The sequence below is a fragment of the Amycolatopsis lexingtonensis genome (assembly GCF_014873755.1).
Lineage (GTDB): Bacteria > Actinomycetota > Actinomycetes > Mycobacteriales > Pseudonocardiaceae > Amycolatopsis > Amycolatopsis lexingtonensis.
Window position 1 is genome coordinate 10,164,306 of sequence record NZ_JADBEG010000001.1, and the last position, 21,805, is coordinate 10,186,110.

Annotated in this window: 20 protein-coding genes; 13 read left to right on the forward strand and 7 right to left on the reverse strand. The window is 70.8% G+C overall.

What is annotated here, in order from left to right; genetic code table 11:
- The first annotated feature begins 68 nt into the window (after positions 1-68).
- Together H4696_RS46730 and H4696_RS46735 are read left to right on the forward strand one after the other, a co-directional pair.
- Entirely contained in the window at positions 69-1,172 is a 1,104-nt protein-coding gene (locus H4696_RS46730) for a sialidase family protein (RefSeq protein WP_086862268.1), read from the forward strand.
- A 138-nt stretch (positions 1,173-1,310) separates the two neighbouring features.
- The gene (locus H4696_RS46735) at positions 1,311-2,150 is read left to right on the forward strand and encodes an SAM-dependent methyltransferase (RefSeq protein ID WP_086862267.1); all 840 of its coding nucleotides are present in this window, start codon (positions 1,311-1,313) and stop codon (positions 2,148-2,150) included.
- A gap of 59 nt (positions 2,151-2,209) precedes the next feature.
- Here H4696_RS46735 and H4696_RS46740 read toward each other — a convergent pair whose 3' ends face one another.
- The gene (locus H4696_RS46740; protein WP_086862266.1) at positions 2,210-3,043 is read right to left on the reverse strand and encodes an aldo/keto reductase; all 834 of its coding nucleotides are present in this window, start codon (positions 3,041-3,043) and stop codon (positions 2,210-2,212) included.
- Positions 3,044-3,066: 23 nt separating this feature from the next.
- Positions 3,067-4,251 (reverse strand): MFS transporter, encoded by a 1,185-nt coding sequence (locus H4696_RS46745; RefSeq protein ID WP_086862265.1) that lies wholly within the window; start codon positions 4,249-4,251, stop codon positions 3,067-3,069.
- 140 nt (positions 4,252-4,391) lie between these two features.
- Here H4696_RS46745 and H4696_RS46750 point away from each other — a divergent pair, with 140 nt between their 5' ends.
- The 11 genes from H4696_RS46750 (at position 4,392) to H4696_RS46800 (ending at position 18,119) form a co-directional block, all read left to right on the forward strand.
- A complete protein-coding gene (locus tag H4696_RS46750; protein ID WP_086862264.1) occupies positions 4,392-4,844 on the forward strand; it encodes a MarR family winged helix-turn-helix transcriptional regulator in 453 nt (150 codons plus the stop codon).
- Positions 4,845-5,089: 245 nt separating this feature from the next.
- Positions 5,090-6,361, forward strand: a complete 1,272-nt coding sequence (locus H4696_RS46755) for an ROK family protein (protein WP_338078721.1) — start codon at positions 5,090-5,092, stop codon at positions 6,359-6,361.
- Between the two features lie 126 nt (positions 6,362-6,487).
- On the forward strand, positions 6,488-7,597 hold the full coding sequence (locus H4696_RS46760) for an inositol-3-phosphate synthase (RefSeq protein WP_086864575.1): 1,110 nt from the start codon (positions 6,488-6,490) through the stop codon (positions 7,595-7,597).
- Complete coding sequence (locus H4696_RS46765; protein WP_169735174.1) at positions 7,594-8,421, forward strand: SCO3242 family prenyltransferase; 828 nt, start codon at positions 7,594-7,596, stop codon at positions 8,419-8,421. Before H4696_RS46760 ends, H4696_RS46765 begins: the two co-directional genes overlap by 4 nt.
- Entirely contained in the window at positions 8,418-9,239 is an 822-nt protein-coding gene (locus H4696_RS51415; RefSeq protein WP_086864573.1) for a TIM barrel protein, read from the forward strand. The genes H4696_RS46765 and H4696_RS51415 overlap by 4 nt, the downstream gene beginning before the upstream one ends.
- Positions 9,236-9,781 (forward strand): EboA domain-containing protein, encoded by a 546-nt coding sequence (locus tag H4696_RS51420; RefSeq protein ID WP_086864572.1) that lies wholly within the window; start codon positions 9,236-9,238, stop codon positions 9,779-9,781. The genes H4696_RS51415 and H4696_RS51420 overlap by 4 nt, the downstream gene beginning before the upstream one ends.
- On the forward strand, positions 9,781-10,632 hold the full coding sequence (locus tag H4696_RS46780; protein ID WP_086864571.1) for a TatD family hydrolase: 852 nt from the start codon (positions 9,781-9,783) through the stop codon (positions 10,630-10,632). Before H4696_RS51420 ends, H4696_RS46780 begins: the two co-directional genes overlap by 1 nt.
- Positions 10,629-11,756: a metabolite traffic protein EboE gene (gene eboE, locus H4696_RS46785; protein WP_086864570.1), complete on the forward strand. Its 1,128-nt coding sequence runs from the start codon at positions 10,629-10,631 to the stop codon at positions 11,754-11,756. The genes H4696_RS46780 and eboE overlap by 4 nt, the downstream gene beginning before the upstream one ends.
- On the forward strand, positions 11,753-13,120 hold the full coding sequence (locus tag H4696_RS46790) for an alkaline phosphatase family protein (RefSeq protein ID WP_086864569.1): 1,368 nt from the start codon (positions 11,753-11,755) through the stop codon (positions 13,118-13,120). Before eboE ends, H4696_RS46790 begins: the two co-directional genes overlap by 4 nt.
- A gap of 21 nt (positions 13,121-13,141) precedes the next feature.
- A complete protein-coding gene (locus tag H4696_RS46795) occupies positions 13,142-14,143 on the forward strand; it encodes a sugar phosphate isomerase/epimerase family protein (RefSeq protein ID WP_086864568.1) in 1,002 nt (333 codons plus the stop codon).
- Between the two features lie 103 nt (positions 14,144-14,246).
- Complete coding sequence (locus tag H4696_RS46800; RefSeq protein WP_086864567.1) at positions 14,247-18,119, forward strand: carbohydrate-binding protein; 3,873 nt, start codon at positions 14,247-14,249, stop codon at positions 18,117-18,119.
- A gap of 47 nt (positions 18,120-18,166) precedes the next feature.
- Here the strand turns inward: H4696_RS46800 and H4696_RS46805 are convergent, their stop codons facing one another.
- The 5 genes from H4696_RS46805 to xylA all read right to left on the reverse strand — a co-directional run bounded on the left by H4696_RS46805 (position 18,167) and on the right by xylA (position 21,737).
- Positions 18,167-18,547 carry a hypothetical protein gene (locus H4696_RS46805; protein ID WP_086864566.1) on the reverse strand — a complete coding sequence of 127 codons (381 nt, stop codon included), beginning with the start codon at positions 18,545-18,547 and terminating at the stop codon, positions 18,167-18,169.
- A gap of 4 nt (positions 18,548-18,551) precedes the next feature.
- Positions 18,552-19,769 carry a WXG100 family type VII secretion target gene (locus tag H4696_RS46810; protein WP_086864565.1) on the reverse strand — a complete coding sequence of 406 codons (1,218 nt, stop codon included), beginning with the start codon at positions 19,767-19,769 and terminating at the stop codon, positions 18,552-18,554.
- Positions 19,769-20,092, reverse strand: coding sequence for a hypothetical protein (locus H4696_RS46815; protein ID WP_249027220.1), 324 nt, complete (start codon positions 20,090-20,092; stop codon positions 19,769-19,771). Before H4696_RS46815 ends, H4696_RS46810 begins: the two co-directional genes overlap by 1 nt.
- Positions 20,089-20,325, reverse strand: a complete 237-nt coding sequence (locus H4696_RS51425) for an SseB family protein (RefSeq protein ID WP_158104418.1) — start codon at positions 20,323-20,325, stop codon at positions 20,089-20,091. Before H4696_RS51425 ends, H4696_RS46815 begins: the two co-directional genes overlap by 4 nt.
- A gap of 263 nt (positions 20,326-20,588) precedes the next feature.
- On the reverse strand, positions 20,589-21,737 hold the full coding sequence (gene xylA / locus H4696_RS46825; RefSeq protein ID WP_086864563.1) for a xylose isomerase: 1,149 nt from the start codon (positions 21,735-21,737) through the stop codon (positions 20,589-20,591).
- Between the last annotated feature and the right edge of the window lie 68 nt (positions 21,738-21,805).

Here is a 21,805-nt window from a genome sequence, read left to right on the forward strand (position 1 = left end):
CGCCCCGCTGGGCCGCGCGACGGAATCCCGCGCGGAGCGGGCAACCCGGCCCCGCCCGGGACGTCCACGTGATCATGAGAATCCCGGCGCTGCTGGCGTCCGTCCTCGCCCTCCTGGCCGTGTCCGGTCTTCCCGCGGAAGCGGAAACCGCCGTACCAGCCGGATTCCGGCCCGCGTCGACGAGCTGGACCGGTCCGGACACCGGCTACGTCCTCGGCTATGCGCCGTGCGCGAAGACGAAGACGTGGTGCCCGGCGCTGCTCGGCACGACGGACGGCGGCACGCACTGGCGGCGGCTGGGTGCGCCCCCGCTGCCGTTGCCGGACAACCACAACCACGTCGCGCTGACGGCCGTCAGCGCGCGCGTCGCGTACGTCAGCGACGGCGTCCACGTCCGCACGACCCGGGACGGCGGCGCGAGCTGGCACCCGGTCGGCCTGATCGGCGCGCGCGAGCCGTACTACCTCTCGAAGATCGCCGAAACCGGGGGCCGCGTGTTCGCGGTGCTCACCACCTACGGCGAGGGCCGCGGCTCGACGCGGCTGTACTCCGCGGCCGCCGGTTCGCCGGTGCTCGCGCCGGTGCCCGGGTTCGCCGTCACCGGGTCCCTGACCTACGGCGATCTCTCCGTCGGCGGCGGTGTGCAGGTCGCGCTCGGCGCGGACTACGGGACGGAGGAGTACTGGACCTCCCGCGATGGCGTCCGCTTCACCCGGGCCGATCCGCCGTGCCCGGACGGGACCGTCGCTTCGCTCGCCAACGTGCGGGAACGGCAGGTCGTGGCGCTGTGCAGCAGCAGTCCCGGGTCGCCGCAGCCCGGCTCGACCGAACGTCGGCTGCGGCACGCCCCGCAGCTCGGCGGGGCGTTCAGCGGGAGCGACGCGGCGCCGTACACCGGGATCACCCAGGGGTTCGGCGCGGCTTCGCCGACGTCCGCGACGGTCGCCGCGGTGGGTGGGGGTGTCGGGTTCCTGCACCGCACGGCCGACGGCGGGCGCACCTGGACGACGACGGCGCTGTCCGAGCGCGGGCTCGGGCTGGCCGATCTCGACTTCCCCGGCCGCGGCACCGGGGTCGTCGTGGACGGTCAGCCGGATGCCGCAGACGGTTCGGCCGTGTACCGCACCACGGACGGCGGAATCTCTTGGGGCGAGCTGCGTTTCGGGCAATAGTCCCTGGCAGCTAAGGCCCTTCGGCCTGGTTCACTTGGTCACCGGCATGTCGTAGGCTGAGCACCGTCCGTTGCCGGACACGGTGAGCGAAGCCCGCACAGGGCGCCGTCCGCCGCGCGCAGAGTGGGAGATCAGCCGATGACGCCTGGCGACCTGCGTCCCGGAACCGAGGGCGGTTCGGCCGCGCTCGATTTCAGCAAGGCGAGCCTGGCCCGGTTGTCCGACGCGCTGCTCGGCGGGCACGACCACTACGAGGTCGACCGCGAGGCGATGCGGCGCCTGCTGGCCATCGCACCCGGCGCGCGCACGATGGCGAAGGAGCACCGCGACTGGCTGGTGCGCGCGGTGCGGTTCCTGGCCGGCAAGCGCGGCATCGACCAGTTCCTCGACCTGGGTTCCGGCATGCCGACCGCGGAAAACACCCACCAGGTGGCCCAGCGGTACAACCCGGACGCGCAGGTGGTCTACGTCGACAACGACCCGGTGGTGCAGGTGCACGGCCGGGCCCTGCTCGAAGAGAACTACCTGACCCACGTGACGGGCGCGGACCTGACCCGCCCGGCCGATACCCTCGGCGACGACGTCGTCAAGGAGTACCTCGACTTCTCCCGGCCGGTCGCGCTGATCCTGACGTCGATCATCCACCACATCGACGACTACGACCGCGCGAAGAAGATCGTCGGGGAGTACGTCCAGGCGCTCGCGCCCGGCTCGTACCTGCTGCTCACGCACAACTTCGACCCGGAAGAGGACTCGCCGCGACAGGAGCTCGCGCGGCTGCTGGAGACCAGCTTCCAGGGCACCGGCCTCGGCAGCGTCTACCGCACGCGGGAGCAGATCGAGGCGTTCTTCGAAGGCACCGAGCTGCTCCGGCCGGGGCTGGTCTACCTGCACGAATGGTGGCCGGACGGCCCGCGCCTGCACCCGCTGTCCGAGCTGAACTTCCTGACACTGGGCGGAGTCGCCCGCAAGCAGTGACGTGCCCGGGTCGTGAGTGCTGAGTCGGGTTCTAACCCGACTCAGCACTCACGACGGGGTCAGGCGGCGTTGAAGGAGTCCGGGTCCGGGCCGGTGCGCTCACCGCGGTCCAGCGGCGTCAGCGACTCGAGCTCCTCCTCCGTGAGGGTGAACCCGAACAGGTCGAAGTTCTCCGCGATCCGCGACGGCGTCACCGACTTCGGGATGACGACGTTGCCCAGCTGGAGGTGCCAGCGCAGCACGATCTGCGCGGGCGTCCGGCTGTGCTTGACCGCCAGCTCCGCCACCACCGGGTCACCCAGCAGGCTGCCGCCCTTGGCGAGCGGGCTCCACGCCTCCGTCGCGATGCCGTGCTTCGCGTCGAACTCGCGGACCTCCTGCTGCTGCAGGTACGGGTGCAGTTCGATCTGGTTGACCGCCGGGACGACGTCGGAGGCGTCCATCAGCCGCTCGAGGTGCGCCGGCTGGAAGTTGGACACGCCGATCGCGCGGACCCGGCCGTCCCGGTAGAGCTGCTCGAACGCCTTCCACGTGTCCAGGTACTTGTCGCGCTGCGGCGTCGGCCAGTGGATCAGGTACAGGTCGAGCTGCTCCAGGCCGAGCTTGGCCATGCTCTCGTCGAACGCCTTGAGCGTCGTGTCGTAGCCCTGGTTCGCGTTCCACAGCTTGGTCGTGACGAACAGCTCGTCGCGGGCCAGTCCGGACTCGGCGATCGCCTGGCCGACGCCCTTTTCGTTGCCGTAGACGGCGGCGGTGTCGATGCTGCGGTAGCCCGCGTCCAGGGCGGCCTTGACGGCGGTGGTGGTTTCGTCGTCCGGGATCTGGAAGACGCCGTAGCCGAGCTGCGGCATCCGCACGCCGTTGTTGAGTTCGAGCACGGGCACGCTGGTCACGAGGGTTCCTTTCGGTGGGTGGTTCATCGGGCGAGTACCCGTTCCCCGGCTTCGAAACTAGCCGGGCTCCGGCGGTCGAGCAGTCCGGAGACGAGGGCCACGGCGAGGCCGGCCGCGGCGAGCGCGGCGCCGATCCAGTTGGGCGCGGTGTAGCCGAGGCCGGCCTCGATGGCCTGGCCGCCGAGCCACGCGCCGCCCGCGTTGCCGAGGTTGAACGCGGCGATGTTCGCCGCCGAGGCCAGCGCCGGGGCGCCCGCGGCCTTGGCCATCACGCGGGCCTGCAGCGGTGGCACGGTCGCGAAGCCCGCCGCGCCGAACAGCGCGATGGTGATCGCCGCCGGCACCTTCGCGTGCGCGGTGAAGACGAACGCGACCAGCACGATCGCCAGCGCCGCGAGGATCACGTAGAGGCTGGGCATGAGCTTGCGGTCCGCGGCCCGGCCACCCAGCAGGTTGCCGGCGAACAGGCCGCCGCCGAAGAGCACGAGCAGCCAGGTGACGGCCCCGCTGGAGAAGCCCGCGACCTCGGTCATCATCGGCGCGATGTAGGTGAAGGACGCGAACACCCCGGCGAAGCCGAGCGCCGTCATGACCAGCGCGAGCCACACCTGCGGCCGCCGGAACACGGCGAGCTCGCCCCGCAGGCCCGCGTCCGCGGCGGGTTCCTGGTGCGGCACGAGCGCGAGGATGCCGATGGCGCCGGCCACGCCCAGGGCGCTGACCACCCAGAACGTCGAGCGCCAGCCGAAGGCCTGGCCGAGCGCGGTGCCGGCGGGCACGCCGAGGACGTTGGCCACGGTCAGGCCGGTGAACATCAGCGCGATCGCGCTGGCCTGCTTGGCCGGGGCGACGAGCGAGGCGGCGACGACCGAGCCGACGCCGAAGAACGCGCCGTGCGAGAGGGCGGCGACGACCCGGCCGGTCATCAGCAGGCCGTAGCTCGGGGCCAGCGCCGAGAGCACGTTGCCCGCGATGAACAGGCCCATCAGGGCGACCAGCACGGTCTTGCGCGGCACCCGCGAGGCCAGCGCGGTGAGCACGGGCGCGCCGACGACGACGCCGAGCGCGTAGCCCGAGATGAGCAGGCCTGCGGACGGGATCGAGACGCCGAAGTCGGCCGCGACCTCGGGCAGCAGGCCCATGATCACGAACTCGGTGGTGCCGATCCCGAAAGCGCTGATCGCCAGTGCGAGCAGGGCGGCGGGCATGGACTTCCTTCTTCCCGGGGTAGACTGGTTATGGGCGTTGGCAACTACGAGCGTCCGGGATAGTTGCAGACGCCGTATATTGCACGAGCTTGATGGTGCAGCGTGCAAACGGATGCGCGCAAGCCCGGGAGAGGTGAACCGTGTCACTGGACGACGACGCCGTGGAGGCACGCGCGCAGGGCTGGCGCACGCTCGCCGCGCTCCACGCGCGGATCGAGGACAAGCTGCAGCGCGCGCTCGAGCGCGACCACGAGCTGTCGGTGAGTGAGTACACCGTGCTCGACGTGCTGGCCCGCCAGGACGGCTTCCACCTGCGGATGAACCAGCTCGCCAACGCCGTGGTGCTCAGCCAGTCGGCGACGACGAGGCTGGTGACCCGGCTGGAGGGGCGGGGCCTGCTGGCCCGCTACCTCTGCGCCGACGACCGCCGCGGCATCTACACGGAGGTCACGCCGGCGGGCCAGGCCCTGCTGACCTCGGCCCGTCCGACCCACGACTCGGCGCTGGCGGAAGCACTTGCGGAGGCCGAAGCCTTGCCGGAACTTTCACCTCTGGTCGGCGTGCTGGGCACGCTTTCCGTGCCCTCCTCCTGACGCAAACTTGCGCAAGTTCCCCCGAAACTCCCGCTGAGCGGCGACCTCCCGTTCGGCGGTGCCATTACGGCGTCCGAGCGCCCTAATCCCTGCTCCATCCGTGGGACACTTTTGCTTGTCACGAGCGATAGTTTCGCTGGTCAGCACCGTTTGTCCGGCTTTCGCCCGTTCCCGCTCGTCGTTGACCGGATCGTTTCGCCCGCCCTAATTTGTTGTCCCACCAGACGAACTGGGGTGGTGTCGGCGTGGACTCCTCCTTCGCGCTCAAACCGGTGCGCCCGGCCGACCAGGCCGCCGTCCGGCGGAGCAACCTTTCACTGGTGCTGCGGCACCTGCGCGACGCGGGTCCCCGGTCGCGGGCGGGGATCGCCGCGGACACCGGGCTGAACAAGGGAACCGTGTCCAGCCTCGTCGCCGAACTCGTCGAACGCGGGCTGGTGCGCGAAGGCGACCGCGAGCGCGCCGGCGCGGTGGGGCGGCCGGGCACGATCGTGCGGCTCGACGGCCGCGGGGTCGGCGGGATCGGCGTGGAGATCAACGTCGACTACCTGACCGCGCTCGCCCTCGACCTCACCGGCGCCGTCCTGTTCGAGCAACGCGTCGCGCTGGACGTGGCCGCGCTCCCCGTCGAGAAGGTCCTCGACGCCGGTGCGGAACTGACCGCGCGGGCGCTGCGGGAGTGCCGAAGGCTCGGGGTCATGCCCGCCGGCGTCACCGTCGGCATCCCGGCACTGGTCGACGTCGCGAGTGGCACCGTCGCCTTCGCGCCCAACCTGCACTGGACCGACGTCGGGGTGGTCCGCGGCATCACCGAGCGGCTGACCCGGCGGCTCGGCCCGCCGTCGTTCCCGATCCGCACGGCCAACGACGCGAACCTCGGCGCGCTCGGCGAGTACGCCATGGGCAGCGTCGCGGGCACCGCCGACCTGGTGTACCTGACCGGCGAGATCGGCGTCGGCGGTGGCGTGATCGCCGGGGGACGGCTGCTCGGCGGCGCCGAAGGGTTCTCCGGCGAGATCGGTCACATCCAGCTCGACCCGGCGGGCCAGATCTGCGGCTGCGGGCGCCGCGGCTGCTGGGAAACGCTCGTCGGGCTCGCCGGGATGCTGCGGCTCGCCGCGTCGCCGGGCGACCCCGTGCACGACCCGTCGCTGGACCTCGAACAACGGCTCGACCTGATCCGCCGCCGCGCCGAGCTCAAGGACAAGCGGACGCTCGACGCGCTCGCGCAGGTCGGCACCGGGCTCGGCGTCGGCGCCGCGGTGCTGGTCAACGTCTTCAACCCGCGCGTGGTGCTGCTCGGCGGCTACTTCGCGCAGCTGGGCCCGTACCTGCTCGGCCCGATGCTCGCCGAGCTCGAAAGCCGCGTGATCGCCCCGGGCATCGGCGGCTGCCGTGTCGAGCTGTCCTGGCTCGGGTTCTCCGCGGCCTCGCGCGGCGGCGCGCACGTGGCGCTGCAGGCGGTGTTCGACGACCCGGCGCTGGTCCCGGTCCGCGCGGAGAGGGAGAGTGGGTGACGCCCGTGTCCCTCGACCGGGTGGAAACACTTGATCGAGTCGCGCGATGTAGATCGGGTGGGCGTCCGCGCGCCGGGCGAGGAACCGCCGGTCGCGGGCTGATGTGCCGAACTGCTGGAGGAAGTTATGGGGAAGATCGGTGTCTGGCTGATCGGTGCCCGGGGATCGGTGGCCACGACCGCCATCGCCGGGGCCGCTGCCATGCGCGCGGGACTGGCCGCGCGCACCGGCTGCGTGACCGAGCTGCCGGAGTTCGCCGGGGCTGAGCTGCCCGGCCTGGGGGACCTGGTCTTCGGGGGTCACGACGTCGTCGACACGCCGCTGGTCAAGCGGGCCGAGCACCTGGCCGCGGCGGGCGTCCTGCCGTCGGCGCTGCCCGCCGCCGTGAGCGCGGAGCTGGAGGCGGCCGAGACCCGGCTGCGCCCGGCGCCGTCGGAAGGCGGGCAGGCCGCGGTCGACCGGATCGTCGCGGACCTGACCGAGTTCCGGAAGGGTCTGGACCACGTCGTCGTGGTCAACGTCTCCTCCACCGAACCGCCGTGCGAGCCGCACCCGGCGCACGCTTCCCTGGCCGCGCTGGAAGGCGCGCTGGAGACCCTGCCGCCGAGCGCGCTGTACGCCTACGCGGCCTTCCGCGCCGGCTGTGGCTTTGTCGACTTCACCCCGTCCACCGGCGCGCGGCTGCCCGCGCTCGACGAGCTGGCCCGGGCCGCGGGGCAGCCGTACGCCGGGCGCGACGGCAAGACCGGCGAGACGCTGCTGCGGTCGGTGCTCGCGCCGATGTTCGCCCAGCGCGCGCTGAACGTCGTGGCGTGGTCGGGCACGAACCTGCTCGGCGGGGGTGACGGCGCCACGCTGTCCGACCCCGGCGCGGCGGCCAGCAAGAACGCGTCCAAGCAGCAGGTGCTTTCGCAGAACCTCGGGCGCGACGTCGACGGCGAGGTGCACATCGACTACGTCCCGGCGCTCGGCGACTGGAAGACCGCCTGGGACCACGTGCTGTTCGAGGGGTTCCTCGGCGCGCGCATGACGCTGCAGCTGACCTGGCAGGGCTGCGACTCGGCACTCGCCGCGCCGCTGGTGCTCGACCTCGCCCGGCTGACCGGGAAGGCGTGCCGCGACGGCGTGGCCGGCCCGGTGGCCGAGTTCGGGTTCTTCTTCAAGGATCCTGTCGGCGCGGGGCCGCACGACCTGGCCTCGCAGTACGCGGCCCTGCGCGAGTGGGCGCACCGGTGAAGGCGCTCGTCGAACTCGTCCGCGCCCCCGCGGCGCTGACCGTGCCCGGGGACGCCGTCGCCGGGGCCGCCGCGGCCGGCTGGCCCTTCGGCCGCCGCACGCTGGCGCTGACCGGCGCGTCCGTCTGCATCTACTGGGCGGGCATGGCCCTCAACGACTACGCCGACCGCCACCTCGACGCCATGGAACGGCCCGAGCGGCCGATCCCGTCGGGCCGGGTCTCGCCGGGCGCCGCGCTCGGCGTGGCGACCGGGCTGACCGCGGGCGGGCTGGGCATCGCGGCCGCCGCCGGCGGGAAGCGGGCGCTGCGCGTCGCGCTGCCGCTGGCCGCGACCGTGTGGGCGTACGACTTCGTGCTCAAGGAGACCGCGCTCGGCCCGGCCGCGATGGCCGCCGCCCGCGCGCTCGACGTCCTGCTCGGCGCGGGCGGGGCGAAGCCCGCGCTGCCCGCGGCGCTGACCGTGGGCGCGCACACCTACGCCGTGACGACGTTGTCCCGCTCCGAGGTGCACGGCGCGAAACCCGCGCTGCCCGCGGCCACCCTGGCCGCCACCGCGGGGGTCCGCGTCGCCGCCGGCCGCGTCGGGCCGCTGGCCTCGGCGCTGCTCGGGACGTACGCGCTGACCACCGGGCGGGCGCAGTACGACGCCGTCCGCGACCCGGCCGCACCGAAGATCCGCCGCGCCGTCGGGGCCGGGATCCACGGCATGATCCCGCTGCAGGCCGGGCTGATCGCGCGGACCGGGGCGTGGCGCTCGGCACTGGCCGTCGCGGCCGCGTTCCCGATCGCGCGGGCGCTGAGCCGGAAGGTGTCGCCGACATGAGGTTCGGGTACGGCACCAACGGTTTCGCCAACCACCGCCTCGGCGACGCCCTGCGCGTCCTGGCCGACCTCGGCTACGACGGCGTCGCGCTGACCCTCGACCACCAGCACCTCGACCCGTTCGGGCCGGACCTCGCCCGGCACGTCGCGGCGCTGGCGGCCGAGCTGGACCGGCTCGGGCTGGCCGTCGTGATCGAGACGGGCGCCCGGTTCCTGCTGGACCCGTGGCGCAAGCACTCGCCGACGTTCCTCGACCCCGACCGCGCGCGCCGCGTCGAGTTCCTGACGCGGGCCGTGGAGATCGCCGCGGACCTCAACGCCGAGGCGGTTTCGTTCTGGAGCGGGAACAAACCCGCCGAACTGTCCACTGAGGACGCTTGGGCGCACCTGGTCGACGGGTGCGCGGACGTGCTCAAAGCGGCCGACGAGCACGACGTCAAGCTCGGCTTCGAGCCGGAGCCGGGGATGCTCGTCGAAGACCTCGACGGCTACTTCGAGCTGGCCCGGCGCCTGGGTGACCCGGCGCGGTTCGGGCTGACGCTGGACATCGGGCACTGCCGGTGCAACGAGTCCGCGTCCGTGCCCGACTGCGTCCGCCGGGCGCTGCCGCGGCTGGTCAACGTGCAGATCGACGACATGCGCCGCGGCACGCACGAGCACCTGGAGTTCGGGCGGGGCGAAATCGACTTCCCGCCGGTGCTGGCCGCGCTGGCGCCGTACCGCGGGCTGGTGGCCGTCGAACTGCCGCGGGACAGCCACGCGGCGCCGCGGATCGCCCGTGAGTCCCTCGAATTCCTGCGGAAGGCGGTGGCGGCGTGAACGCCTGGCTGGAAAAGGCACTCCACGACGTCGCCGCCGACGCGACCGTGTTGCGCACGGTGTTCCCGGGCGTCGGCCGCCGGGTCGGCCGCGGACCCTCGGACACTCCGGGGTGGACGGTCGACGACGTGGCCCGCGTGGAGCTGCTCAAGGCCGCACCGGGCGCGGCCGCCGAGATGCCGGGCCTCTACCGCTACGGCGACGCCGCCGAGAAACGGGCCGTCCTGCGTGGACTGTCTGTAGTGGACACCGGAGAAGCCGGGCTCGACCTGGTCGCGGACGCCCTGCGCACCAACGACACCCGCCTGGTGACCGCCGCGATGGGGGAGTACGCCGCCACCCACCTCGACGACGCCGCGTACCGCCACGGCGTCCTCAAGTGCGTGTTCATGGGCATTCCCCTGGCCGACATCGCCGGGCTCGACCGCCGGACGGACGAGGAGCTGCTGCGCATGATGCGGTCCTTCGCCGCCGAGCGCACCGCCGCGGGCCGCGAAGTCCCCGCCGACCTCCTCCCGCTGCTGACCGAACAGGACGTTTGATGCGCATCTTCGACCCGCACATCCACATGAGCTCCCGGACCACCGACGACTACGCCGCGATGCACGCGGCCGGCGTCCGCGCGCTCGTCGAACCGGCGTTCTGGCTGGGCCAGCCCCGGACGAACGTCGGCAGCTTCACCGACTACTTCGACGCCCTCGTCGGCTGGGAGCCGTTCCGCGCGAGCCAGTACGACATCGCGCACCACTGCACGATCGCGCTGAACCCGAAGGAGGCCAACGACCCGCGCTGCGCGCCGGTGCTCGAGCTCCTGCCGCGTTACCTGGAGAAGGACGGCGTGGTCGCGGTCGGCGAGATCGGCTACGACTCGATGACCGCCGAGGAGGACAAGGCGTTCGCCGCGCAGCTCGCGCTGGCGATCGACCACGACCTCCCGGCGATGGTGCACACCCCGCACCGCGACAAGGCCGCCGGCACCGAGCGCAGCATCGCCGTCGTCCGCGAGTCCGGCATCGCGCCGGAACGCGTGGTGCTCGACCACCTCAACGAGATGACCGTCGCGATGGTCAAGGAGTCCGGTTCCTGGATGGGGTTCTCGATCTACCCGGACACCAAAATGGACGAAGAGCGGATGGTCGCGATCCTTCGCGAATACGGGACCGAAAAGGTACTCGTGAACTCCGCCGCCGACTGGGGCAAGAGCGACCCGCTCAAGACCCGCAAGACCGGCGACGCGATGCTGGCCGCCGGGTTCACCGAGGACGACGTCGACCGCGTCCTGTGGCGCAACCCGGTCGAGTTCTACGGCCAGAGCGGGCGGCTTTCGCTGGAGAGCGTGGCGCCGGACGCCGAGTTCGCGGGCAACTCGATCCTGCGGGGGGCGCGCAAGTGAGGTTCCGGCATCGCGACGGCACGCTCGTCCACCTCGCCTACTGCACCAACGTGCACCAGGCCGAGGACCTCGACGGCGTGCTCACCCAGCTGGCCCGCTTCGGCGAGCCGGTCCGCGAACGCCTCGGCGTCCCCCGGCTCGGCCTCGGCCTGTGGCTGGCCCGGCCGGTGGCTTCGGAGCTGGTCGCGAACCCCGCGGCGGTGGCCCGGCTGCGCAGCGAACTGGTCACGCGCGGCCTGGAGGTCGTCACCTTCAACGGGTTCCCGTACCAGGGTTTCCACGACCCGGTCGTCAAGCACAAGGTGTACCGGCCGGACTGGGCGACGCCGGAGCGCACGCAATACACCCTGGACCTGGCCCGGCTGCTGACCGAGCTGATGCCGGAGGATGCCGTGCGTGGCAGCGTCTCGACGTTGCCGCTCGGCTGGCGCACCGAATGGCAGGACGATCGCGGTCAGCTCGAACTGCTCGCCAAGGGGCTGGCGGAGCTGGAGCGTCCGGTGCGGGTGGCCTTCGAGCCCGAACCCGGGTGCGTCATCGAGACGACCGCGCAGGCCGCGGCCCTGCTGTCCGATGTGGACACCGAGCGGCTCGGCGTCTGCCTCGACACGTGCCACCTCGCCGTGGGCTTCGAGGACCCGGCGGCCGCGCTCGGCCGGCTCGAAGCGGCCGGGCTGGACGTCGTCAAGCTGCAGGCGTCGGCGGCGCTGGAGGCCGCTTCGCCGAAGGATCCCGCGACTCGCCGCGCGCTGGAGTCCTTTGTGGAACCCCGGTTCCTGCACCAGAGCAACGAAGGCGCCCCGCCGGGCGCCGACGACCTCGATCTCGCCCTGGCGGGCGGGCTCCCGGGCGAGGCGCCGTGGCGGGTGCACTTCCACGTGCCGCTGCACGCCGACCCGGCGCCGCCGCTGACGTCGACCCGGCCGGTGCTGGCCGCGACGCTGGCCGAGCTGTTCGGCGGCGCCACCGCGCGCACCGACCACGTCGAGGTCGAGACCTACACCTGGCAGGTGCTCCCGGACGCACCCGCCGACGACGCCGGGCTGGTCGCGGGCATCGCGGCCGAGCTGGACTGGACCCGGCGTTCCTTGATCGAACTAGGCTTGGAAGAGGATTCCGAATGAGTTTGCTCGTGCTCGACGTCGTCGGGCTGACCCCGCGGCTGCTGCCGCACATGCCCAACCTGCGCAAGATGGCCGAGCCCGGCTTCACCGCGCAGCTGGACACCGTCTTCCCGGCGGTGACGTGCTCGGTGCAGTCGACGTTCCTCACCGGCCTACAGCCGGCCGAGCACGGCATCGTCGGCAACGGCTGGTACTTCCGCGACCTCGGCGAGATCTTCCTCTGGCGCCAGCACAACAAGCTCGTGCAGGGCGACAAGTTCTGGGACGCCGCCCGCCGCGCGCAGGCCGGGCACCGCGTCGCGAACGTCTGCTGGTGGTACGCGATGGGCATGGACGTCGACCTGACCGTGACCCCGCGGCCGATCTACCACGCCGACGGCAAGAAGTCCCCGGACGCCTACACCTACCCGCCGCAGCTGCACGACCGCCTGGTCGGCGACCTCGGCGAGTTCCCGCTGTTCACCTACTGGGGCCCGACGGCCGCGATCACGTCGTCGAAGTGGATCATCGCCGCGGCGCAGAAGATCATGGCGGAGGACAAGCCGGACACGACGCTCGTCTACATCCCGCACCTCGACTACGACCTGCAGCGCTTCGGCCCGGACGCACCGCAGGCCACGGCGGCCGCCCGCGAGATCGACACGGCGTTGAAGCCGCTGCTGGACTTCGCGGCCGCGGGCGGGCACACCGTCGTCGCGCTTTCGGAGTACGGCATCACGAACGCGAGCCGGCCGGTCGACATCAACCGGGCGCTGCGCCGTGAAGGCCTGCTCAACGTGTACGTCCAGGCCGGCATGGAGTACCTCGACCCGTGGACGTCGCGGGCGTTCGCGGTGGCCGACCACCAGGTCGCGCACGTCTACGTCGCCGACTCCGCCGACATCCCGCGCGTGCGGGACATCGTCGCCGGACTGTCCGGAGTGGACGTCGTGCTGGATCGCGAGGGGCAGGCGGGGATCGGGATCAACCACGAGCGCGCGGGCGAGCTCGTCGCGATCGCCGAGCCGGACGCCTGGTTCACCTACTACTACTGGCTGAGCGACGACCGCGCGCCGGACTTCGCGAAGACCGTCGAGATCCACCGCAAGCCCGGCTACGACCCGGCGGAGCTGTTCTTCGACCCGAACGACCCGGCGGTGAAGCTGAAAGCGGCGTCCGCGCTGGCCCGCAAGAAGCTCGGCCTGCGGTACTCGATGCAGGTCGTCCCGCTCGACCCGGCGCCGGTGCGCGGCAGCCACGGCCGGCTGCCCGACGCACCCGAGGACGGGCCCGTGCTGCTGTGCTCGGACCCCTCGCTCGCGCGCGAAAAGATCCACGCCACCGAAGTCAAGGATCTGCTGCTCACGGCTATCCGCACCGAGTAGGACGCACCCAGGAGGTCAGACATGGCACGACCGTTGACGTTGTTCACCGGGCAGTGGGCCGACCTGCCGTTCGAGGAGGTGTGCGCGCTGGCGAGCGGCTGGGGCTACGAAGGCCTCGAGATCGCTTGCTGGGGCGACCACTTCGAAGTGGACAAGGCGCTCGCCGACGACGGCTACGTCCCGGCGAAGCTCGAAACGCTGGCCAAGTACGACCTCAAGGTGTGGGCCATCTCGAACCACCTGGTGGGCCAGGCCGTCTGCGACCACCCGATCGACGAGCGGCACGAAGCCATCCTGCCCGCCCGGATCTGGGGCGACGGCGAATCCGAAGGCGTCCGGCAGCGGGCGGCGGCCGAAATGCAGGCCACCGCCCGCGCCGCGGCGAAGCTCGGGGTGTCCACTGTGGTCGGGTTCACCGGCTCGTCGATCTGGCACACGGTCGCGATGTTCCCGCCGGTGCCGCCGTCGATGATCGAGCGCGGGTACGCCGACTTCGCCACGCGGTGGAACCCGATTCTGGACGTGTTCGACGAAGTCGGCGTCCGGTTCGCCCACGAGGTGCACCCGAGCGAGATCGCCTACGACTACTGGAGCACCGTCCGGACCCTGGAGGCGATCGGGCACCGCCCGGCGTTCGGGCTGAACTTCGACCCCTCGCACTTCGTATGGCAGGACCTCGACCCGGCCGGGTTCCTGTGGGACTTCAAGGACCGCATCTACCACGTCGACTGCAAGGAGGCCCGCAAGCAGCTCAACGGCCGCAACGGCCGGATGGGTTCGCACCTGCCGTGGGCGGATCCCCGCCGCGGCTGGGACTTCGTCTCGACCGGCCACGGCGACGTCCCGTGGGAGGACGTCTTCCGGATGCTCAACGCCATCGGCTACGACGGCCCGATCTCCATCGAGTGGGAGGACGCGGGCATGGACCGCCTCATCGGCGCGCCGGAAGCGCTGGAGTTCGTCCGCAAGCTCAACTTCACCCCGCCCACCGCGGCCTTCGACGCCGCCTTCTCCACGAAGTAGCGCTTCTGTTCAACGGGTGACCGCCAGCCCCGTCGGAAGGTGATCGAAACCGGCTTCGCGCCACTCCGGGGCGAAGCACGCTCAAAATCAGGAAGGATCCAGCATGTCTCCGTCCCCACCGAAGTGGGCGAGGCTGTTCGGCACCGCGCTCCTGGGCGCCGGCCTCCTGCTCACCCTCGACACCCCGGCCCGCGCGGACATCCCGCCCGCGGACTACCAGCAGGTCGCGCTCGCCACCGGCGCGGCCGAGCTGGGCGGCGAAGCGATGTCGCTCGCCGTGCTGCCGGACCGCTCGGTCGTGCACACCTCCCGCGACGGCACCGTCCGCGTCACCACCGCGGCCGGTGCGACGTCGATCGCGGGCAAGCTGAACGTCTACACCCACGACGAGGAAGGCCTCCAGGGCGTCGCCGCCGACCCCGGGTTCGCGGCGAACCGGTTCGTCTGGCTGTACTACTCGCCACGGCTGTCCACACCGGACGGTGACGCGCCGACCGAGGGCACCGAGGCGGATTTCGCGCCGTACAAGGGTGAGCTGCACCTGTCCCGGTTCGTCCTGAAGACCGACAACACGCTCGACCTGGCCAGCGAGAAGGTCGTGTTGAAGGTGGCCAACGATCGCGGCCAGTGCTGTCACGTCGGCGGGGACATCGACTTCGACGCCGCCGGCAACCTGTACCTGACCACCGGCGACGACACGAACCCGTTCTCCTCGGACAGCTACTCGCCGATCGACGAACGGGCCAACCGCAATCCGCAGTTCGACGCGCAGCGCTCGTCCGGCAACACGAACGACCTGCGGGGCAAGCTGCTGCGGATCCACCCGGAGGCTGACGGGACGTACACGGTGCCGTCCGGCAACCTCTTCGCGCCGGGGACCGCGAACACGCGCCCGGAGATCTACGCGATGGGCTTCCGCAACCCGTTCCGGATGAGTGTCGACAAGCCGACCGGCGTCGTCTACCTCGGCGACTACGGCCCGGACGCCGGCACGACCGACCCGAACCGCGGGCCGCAGGGGCAGGTCGAGTTCGACCGGATCACCGGGCCGGGCAACTTCGGCTGGCCGTACTGCACCGGGTCGAACACGACGACCGAGACGTACAACCACTACACGTTCCCGAGCGGCCCGTCCGGCGCGAAGTACGACTGCGCGGGCGGCCCGACGAACTCGTCGTTCCGCAACACCGGGCTCGCCAAGCTGCCGGTGCCGAAGCCCGCGTGGATCAAGTACGCGGGTGACGAAGGCTCGCCGCCGGAGTTCGGCAGCGGCTCGGAGTCGCCGATGGGCGGGCCGGTCTACCGGTACGACGCGGCGTCGACGTCCACGGTCAAGTTCCCGCAATCCTTGGACGGCAAGTACTTCGCGGGGGAGTACGGTCGCAAGTGGATCAAGGCGGTCACCGTCAACGCCGACGGGACCCGCGGGGCGATCGAGGACTTCCCGTGGTCCGGCACGCAGGTGATGGACATGGCGTTCGGCCCGGACGGCGCCCTCTACGTCCTCGACTACGGCACCGGCAGCGACAACCAGGCACTGTACCGGATCGAGTACCTCGCGGGCACGAACCGCAACCCGGTCGCGAAGGCCGCGGCCGACAAGACGTCCGGACCGAATCCCCTGACGGTCAACTTCTCTTCCGCGGGGAGCGCCGATCCGGAAGGCGGGGCGCTGACCTACCGCTGGGACTTCGGCGACGGTTCCTCTTCGACGGCGGCGAACCCGGCGCACACCTACACCACCAACGGGACTTACTCGCCGACCGTGACGGTGTCGGATCCGGAGGGGCTGACCGGAACGGCGAGCCTGGTGGTGACGGTCGGGAACACCGCGCCGTCGGTCACCCTCGGGTCTCCTGTGGACGGTCAGCTGTTCTCCTTCGGTGACACCGTGCCGTTCCAGGTGACCGGCAGTGATCCGGAAGATGGGCCGCTCGACTGCTCGAAGGTCAAGGTGACGTACCTGCTCGGCCACGACAGCCACGAGCACCAGATCACGCAAGCGACCGGGTGTTCCGGTTCGATCGCCGTCCCGGTCGACGGGGAGCACGACGCCGCGGCGAACATCTACGGCGTCTTCGACGCGCAGTACACCGACAAGGGCGGGCTGACGTCGCACAGCGTCCGGAAGCTGCAGCCGCGGCACCGGCAGGCCGAGCATTTCGCGGCGCAGTCCGGGATCCAGCTCGCCGACCACGGCGCCGCGGAGGGCGGCCGGACGGTCGGGTACACCGACGACGGCGACTGGATCTCGTTCACGCCGTACGCGCTGGGCAACGCCACTTCGATCAGCGCGCGGGTGTCCTCGGGCGGCCCGGGTGGCACCCTGGAGGTGCGCGCGGGTTCGCCGACCGGCACCCTGCTGGGGTCGGCGGCGGTGGCCAACACCGGGAACTGGGACACCTTCGCCGACGTCACGGCGAACCTGGCGAACCGGCCGGCCGGCACGACGACGCTGTACCTCGTGTTCAAGGGCGTGACCGGGCAGGGCAACCTGTTCGACCTCGACGCGTTCACGTTCACCACGGCTTCGGCGGCGATCGAAGGCGAGTCGTTCACGTCGGGGTCCGGCGTCCAGATCGCGCCGCACGCCGGCGCGAGCGGCGGCAACACCCTCGGCTACATCGAAAACGGCGACTGGGCCGGGTACGCGTCGGTGAGCACGGCGGGCGCGCGGTCGTTCACCGCGCGGATTTCGTCGGCCGGCGCGGGCGGGACGATCGAGATCCGCTCCGGCTCGGCCACCGGGACGTTGCTGGGCACGGTCTCGGTTCCGTCGACCGGTGACTGGGAGACGTTCCAGAACGTGACGGCGTCGGTGTCGAGTGGTTCAGGGGCGCTGTTCCTGGTGTTCCGCGGCGGTTCCGGTTCCCTCTTCGACGTGGATTCCTTTACGCTGAGCGGTATGCCGACTCAGGTGGATCCGACGTACGACGTACTGGTGTTCTCCAAGACGGCGGGCTTCCGCCACGACTCGATCCCGGCGGGCATCCAGGCGATCCGGGAGCTGGGTGCGGCGAACGGCTTCACCGTGACGGCGACCGAGGACGCGTCGGTGTTCACCGCCGCTTCGCTGGCGACTTATGAGGCGGTGGTGTTCCTTTCGACCACCGGCGACGTCCTCGACGCGACGCAGCAGACGGCGTTCGAGTCCTATGTGGAGGGAGGCGGCGGCTACCTGGGCATCCACGCGGCTGCCGACACCGAGTACGACTGGCCGTGGTACGGGCAGCTCGTCGGGGCGTATTTCAAGAGCCACCCGGCGATCCAGCAAGCCCGGTTCGTGACGGAGGACGGTACCCATCCCGCCACCGCGAACCTGCCGGCGGTGTGGACCCGCACGGACGAGCTGTACAACTACCGCACGAACCCGCGCGGCAGCGTGCACGTGCTCCAGACGCTGGACGAGTCGAGCTACACCGGTGGCGAGATGGGTGCGGACCACCCGATCACGTGGTGCCACCCGCAGGGGAGCGGCCGGGCGTTCTACACGGGACTGGGCCACACGATCGAGTCCTATTCGGATCCGGTGTTCCAGGCTTCTCTGCTGGGCGCGATCCGTTATGCGGCCGGGGTTGCTCCGGCTTCGTGCGGGTCGACCTCGTCCACTGTGGAGGGTGAGTCGTTCACCTCGGGTTCGGGCGTGCAGGTCGCTGCCCACGCCCCGGCGAGCGGCGGCCAGACCCTGGGCTACATCGAGGACGGTGATTGGGCCGGGTACGCGTCGGTGAGCACTTCGGGCATCACACGCTTCAGCGCGGTGGTGTCCTCGGCGGGCGCGGGCGGCACGATCGAAATCCGCTCGGGTTCGGCGACGGGTGCGCTGCTGGGCACGGTGACGGTGCCTGTGACGGGCAGCTGGGAGACGTTCCAGACGGTGTCGGCGCCGGTGACGTCCGGTTCCGGCCCCCTCCACCTCGTCTTCCGAGGCGGCGCGGGTTCGCTGTTCGACATCGACACCCTGACGGTGTCGTAGCAGTTCGTGAAGGCCACATGAGTGACACTTGGTCCCTCATGTGGCCTTTACGGCTTTTCGGGGAAGGTGACCCGCGGTTCGGCGGGTGAGTGGACCCGGACGTGGCCCCAGTCGCCGGCAATCTCGTAGCGGCCGTCGTGGTACTGGAAGCTGTCGATGTTGCCGAGGTCTTCCTCGCCGGTGGCGTCCCGGTAGGTCTGCGTGGATCGACTGAGCCACTCGATCTTCCGGACACCCGCGATGGTCAGCACAGCGGCGGCGTAGCAGTGTTGTTCACCGGATGCCGGATCGTGATACCGCGGGTGCGGCGGGGTGAGGACGATGTCCAGCGTGAAGGAAAGAGACTCAGGAGCTTCGTCGATGCCGAGGACGTAACTGTCCTCCAAGTAGACGTGCGCCAGGTCGGCGAATTCGGTGTAATTCTTCATGAGCTCACTGGTCCCAAGTGATCGGCGTGTGGTTGCCGGGGCTCTTCCGGTTCACTGGATTTCCTTCGGGGTCGACGCGAACTCCGTCCGCGTTGCGCAGTTCGACGTGCGGATTCTCGCTTCCCGGGGCACGGCTGCTGCCTTGCTTGAGCGTCATCCTGACGACGCCATTGTCGTCGACGTACTTCGGTGGGCCGTTCGGGGTCTGCTGCTTCGTCCATCCTTGCTCCTCGGCGAATCGCCCCAATTCGGTCGCTTTGGGCGGGGAGCCACCCGGATCGAAGTACTCCGAAAGCTTCGCCTTCACCGGCGGCCGTCCTTTGACGGGTTCCGGCTTTTCCCCGGCACGGGCGCCCTTGAGCACTTTTGCCGCTGCCCCGCCGATGAGCAGGCCACCGACGATCTGACCGGTTGCCCGGCCCGGGTGATCGGCCCAGTCGTCCCAGGAGATGAGTTGCTTGCCGAAATCCACCGGATGGGTGATGTTGTGCCATGCGGCGGATGCGATGTCGGTCAGTCCCTCATGGTCGGGATTGCCGGGGTCGCCGACGGCGAGGACGAGGTTCCACGCTCCCTCGCCGAAACCCTTGAAGGCGTTCCATGTGCCTTCGCCGAAGTCGGCGAAGAAGCCACCGACGTCGTCCAGCCAATCGGTGGCGGTCGGTGCGCCGCCTGCCTCGTCGGCGGTGGTCGTGGCTGCGCGATCTCCGGCTTCGGTGAGTTGCTGGCGGGCCCGGCCGAGTGTTTCGCGCGCTGCCTGCCGGATCGCCTCGCCCGGATCCGAGAATGGCGCGGCCGTCACGCGCGCCGGGTCACCATTGGCTGCGCGTCGCCGGTTCTCGGCGTCGGCGTCGGCGACGTCCTGTGTGTAGCGGTCCTTCGCCTCGGCCGTTGCCGCCTGGCCTTGGGACCACTGCCTGATGGCGTCGTTGGCCTGTCCTTGCGCCCAGCGCAATGTCTGCGCGTAGCTGGTCAAACTTTCGGCCACCGCGTCGAACGAATCCGAAGCCGCGAGCCATTTGGCGGGCTCGTAGCTGAACTTGTCGTGGAACTGCGTCGCGGCCGGACCAGTCCAGGAACCGGTGTCGATCTTGCCGAGTCCGTCACCGACCCGCGCGGTGGCTTCGGAACGGTCGCGGAGCACCCGGGCGTTCTCCTCGATCGCGGCCGGATCGCCTGGCACCAGCGCACGTGGGTCCGAAGTCTCACCCAGCTCGGCCATCAGTCGTCCACCGCCGCGGTTCCGGGATCCACTCGCATCTGCGCCGCCGCGGCTTCGTCGGTGTCGCGGTAGACGCCGGCGACGTGGGCCAGGCAATCCCCGATGGCTTCTGCGTCCTCGCTCAGTTTGTCGAGGCCTTGACTCCACCGGGCGCAGAAGTCCGCGAGGGCGTCGTGCAGGCCGGAGTGGCCGTAAAGCTTGGCCTCGCCGCATAAACCGCGAAGAGCGAACGTCTCCTGGTCGTGCACAGTCTGCGCGATACCGGCAGCGGCACCTTGGAGGGCGTCGACGTCGACGTGGAAGCCCGGCCCGTCCAAGGTCACCGCTCGGCCCGCCGGCGCAGCGTGGCGAGAACCTCCGGCGGCACCATCCGGTCCACCACTGGCATCCGGTGGTCGTCGTCGGGATCGAGCATCACCCCGATGGCCCTCGGGAGCTGGGCGAGGAGGTCGGCGCCGGTGGTCGCGAAGACGTCGCAGTCGCCGAAGTGCGCAGCGAGCCGCTGGGGTGTGGAGAAGACGAACGTCCACGTCCCGCGTTCGCTGACTTCGACCACCTCGGCCCCCGGCCGGGCCGGACGACGACCGTAAACCGTCGCCCTGACGAACGCCCGATCGAACTCGCGGAGAGTGCCGGTCCGCGCTCCGACTGCTTTTGCGCAGGCGGTCACCGCGGGCTCGTCGGTTGCCGGATCCCCCTCTGTCATGCAGCCAAGTTTACGGACAGCTGCAAGAGGTCACCTAGTGTGAAGCAAAAAGAAGGTCTCCACCTGCCGGATCGCTCTCGGACACAGACGGTGTCCGAGAGCGATCGAGCCTGCTACCGCACGCCGAGCAGGTGCTCCAGTGCCAGCTGGTTCAGCCGGGTGAAGTGGTACCCGCGCTGGGCCGCCGCCTCCACGTCGAAGTCGTCGTTCAGGACGTCGTCGAACGTCTCGCCCGGGGCCAGCGTCGGGGTCGACAGGTCCGGCACCCGGGACGCGGCGAGCGCCTCGACCACTTCCGGGTCGGCCCGGAACGCCGCCGACTTCTCCTTCAGGATCAGGTAGGTCCGCATGTTCGCCGCCGCCGAGACCCAGACGTCGGACGGGTCCTCCGTGCGCAGCGGCTTGTAGTCGAAGTGCCGCGGACCCTCGTAGCCGCCGTTCTCCAGCAGGTCCACCAGGAAGAACGCGCTCTTCACGTCGCCGTGGCCGAAGATCAGGTCCTGGTCGTACTTCGGGCCGTGCTGGCCGTTCAGGTCGATGTGGAACAGCTTGCCCTGCCACAGCGCCTGCGAGATGCCGTGCACGAAGTTCAGGCCCGCCATCTGCTCGTGCCCGACCTCCGGGTTCAGCCCGAACATCTCCGGCCGCGCCAGCTGGGAGATGAAGCCCAGCGCGTGCCCGATCGTTGGCAGCAGGATGTCGCCGCGCGGCTCGTTCGGCTTCGGCTCGAGCGCGAACCGCAGCGAGTAGCCCTTCTCGACGACGTAGTCCGCGAGGAGGTCGAGGCCCTCCTTGTAGCGGTCCAGCGCCGCCCGGACGTCCTTCGCGGCGTCGGACTCGGCGCCCTCGCGGCCGCCCCACACGACGTACGTCTCGGCGCCCAGCTCGGCCGCCAGGTCGAGGTTGCGGCGGACCTTGCGCAGCGCGTAGCGGCGGACATCGCGGTCGTTGCTGGTCAGGCCGCCGTCCTTGAACACCGGGTGGGTGAACAGGTTCGTCGTCGCCATCGGCACTTTCAGGCCGGTCTCGGCCAGTGCCTTGCGGAACGCCTCGATCGCCTTGTCGCGGTCCGGCTCGGTGGCCAGCAGGTCGTCGTCGTGGAAGGTCACGCCGTACGCGCCCAGCTCCGCCAGCCGGTGGACGCTCTCCACCGGGTCCAGCGGCGGCCGCGTCGCGACCCCGAACGGGTCGTTCGCCGGCCAGCCCACGGTCCAGAGGCCGAAGGTGAACTTGTCGGCCGGCCGGGGGGCGTAGTCGTCCATGACTGTCCCTTCATTTAGTTCACGTTGTAGACTAAATATGCGCCGTGGGGTCCCGGGCGTCAAGGGGG

Bases quoted from the DNA above. Each gene is read 5' to 3' on its own strand.
- H4696_RS46735 (WP_086862267.1), top strand. From the start codon at position 1,311: ATGACGCCTGGCGACCTGCGTCCCGGAACCGAGGGCGGTTCGGCCGCG.
- H4696_RS46745 (WP_086862265.1), bottom strand. From the start codon at position 4,251: ATGCCCGCCGCCCTGCTCGCACTGGCGATCAGCGCTTTCGGGATCGGC.
- H4696_RS46760 (WP_086864575.1), top strand. From the start codon at position 6,488: ATGGGGAAGATCGGTGTCTGGCTGATCGGTGCCCGGGGATCGGTGGCC.
- H4696_RS51415 (WP_086864573.1), top strand. From the start codon at position 8,418: ATGAGGTTCGGGTACGGCACCAACGGTTTCGCCAACCACCGCCTCGGC.
- H4696_RS46780 (WP_086864571.1), top strand. From the start codon at position 9,781: ATGCGCATCTTCGACCCGCACATCCACATGAGCTCCCGGACCACCGAC.
- H4696_RS46790 (WP_086864569.1), top strand. From the start codon at position 11,753: ATGAGTTTGCTCGTGCTCGACGTCGTCGGGCTGACCCCGCGGCTGCTG.
- H4696_RS46795 (WP_086864568.1), top strand. From the start codon at position 13,142: ATGGCACGACCGTTGACGTTGTTCACCGGGCAGTGGGCCGACCTGCCG.
- H4696_RS46800 (WP_086864567.1), top strand. From the start codon at position 14,247: ATGTCTCCGTCCCCACCGAAGTGGGCGAGGCTGTTCGGCACCGCGCTC.
- H4696_RS46805 (WP_086864566.1), bottom strand. From the start codon at position 18,547: ATGAAGAATTACACCGAATTCGCCGACCTGGCGCACGTCTACTTGGAG.
- H4696_RS46810 (WP_086864565.1), bottom strand. From the start codon at position 19,769: ATGGCCGAGCTGGGTGAGACTTCGGACCCACGTGCGCTGGTGCCAGGC.
- xylA (WP_086864563.1), bottom strand. From the start codon at position 21,737: ATGGACGACTACGCCCCCCGGCCGGCCGACAAGTTCACCTTCGGCCTC.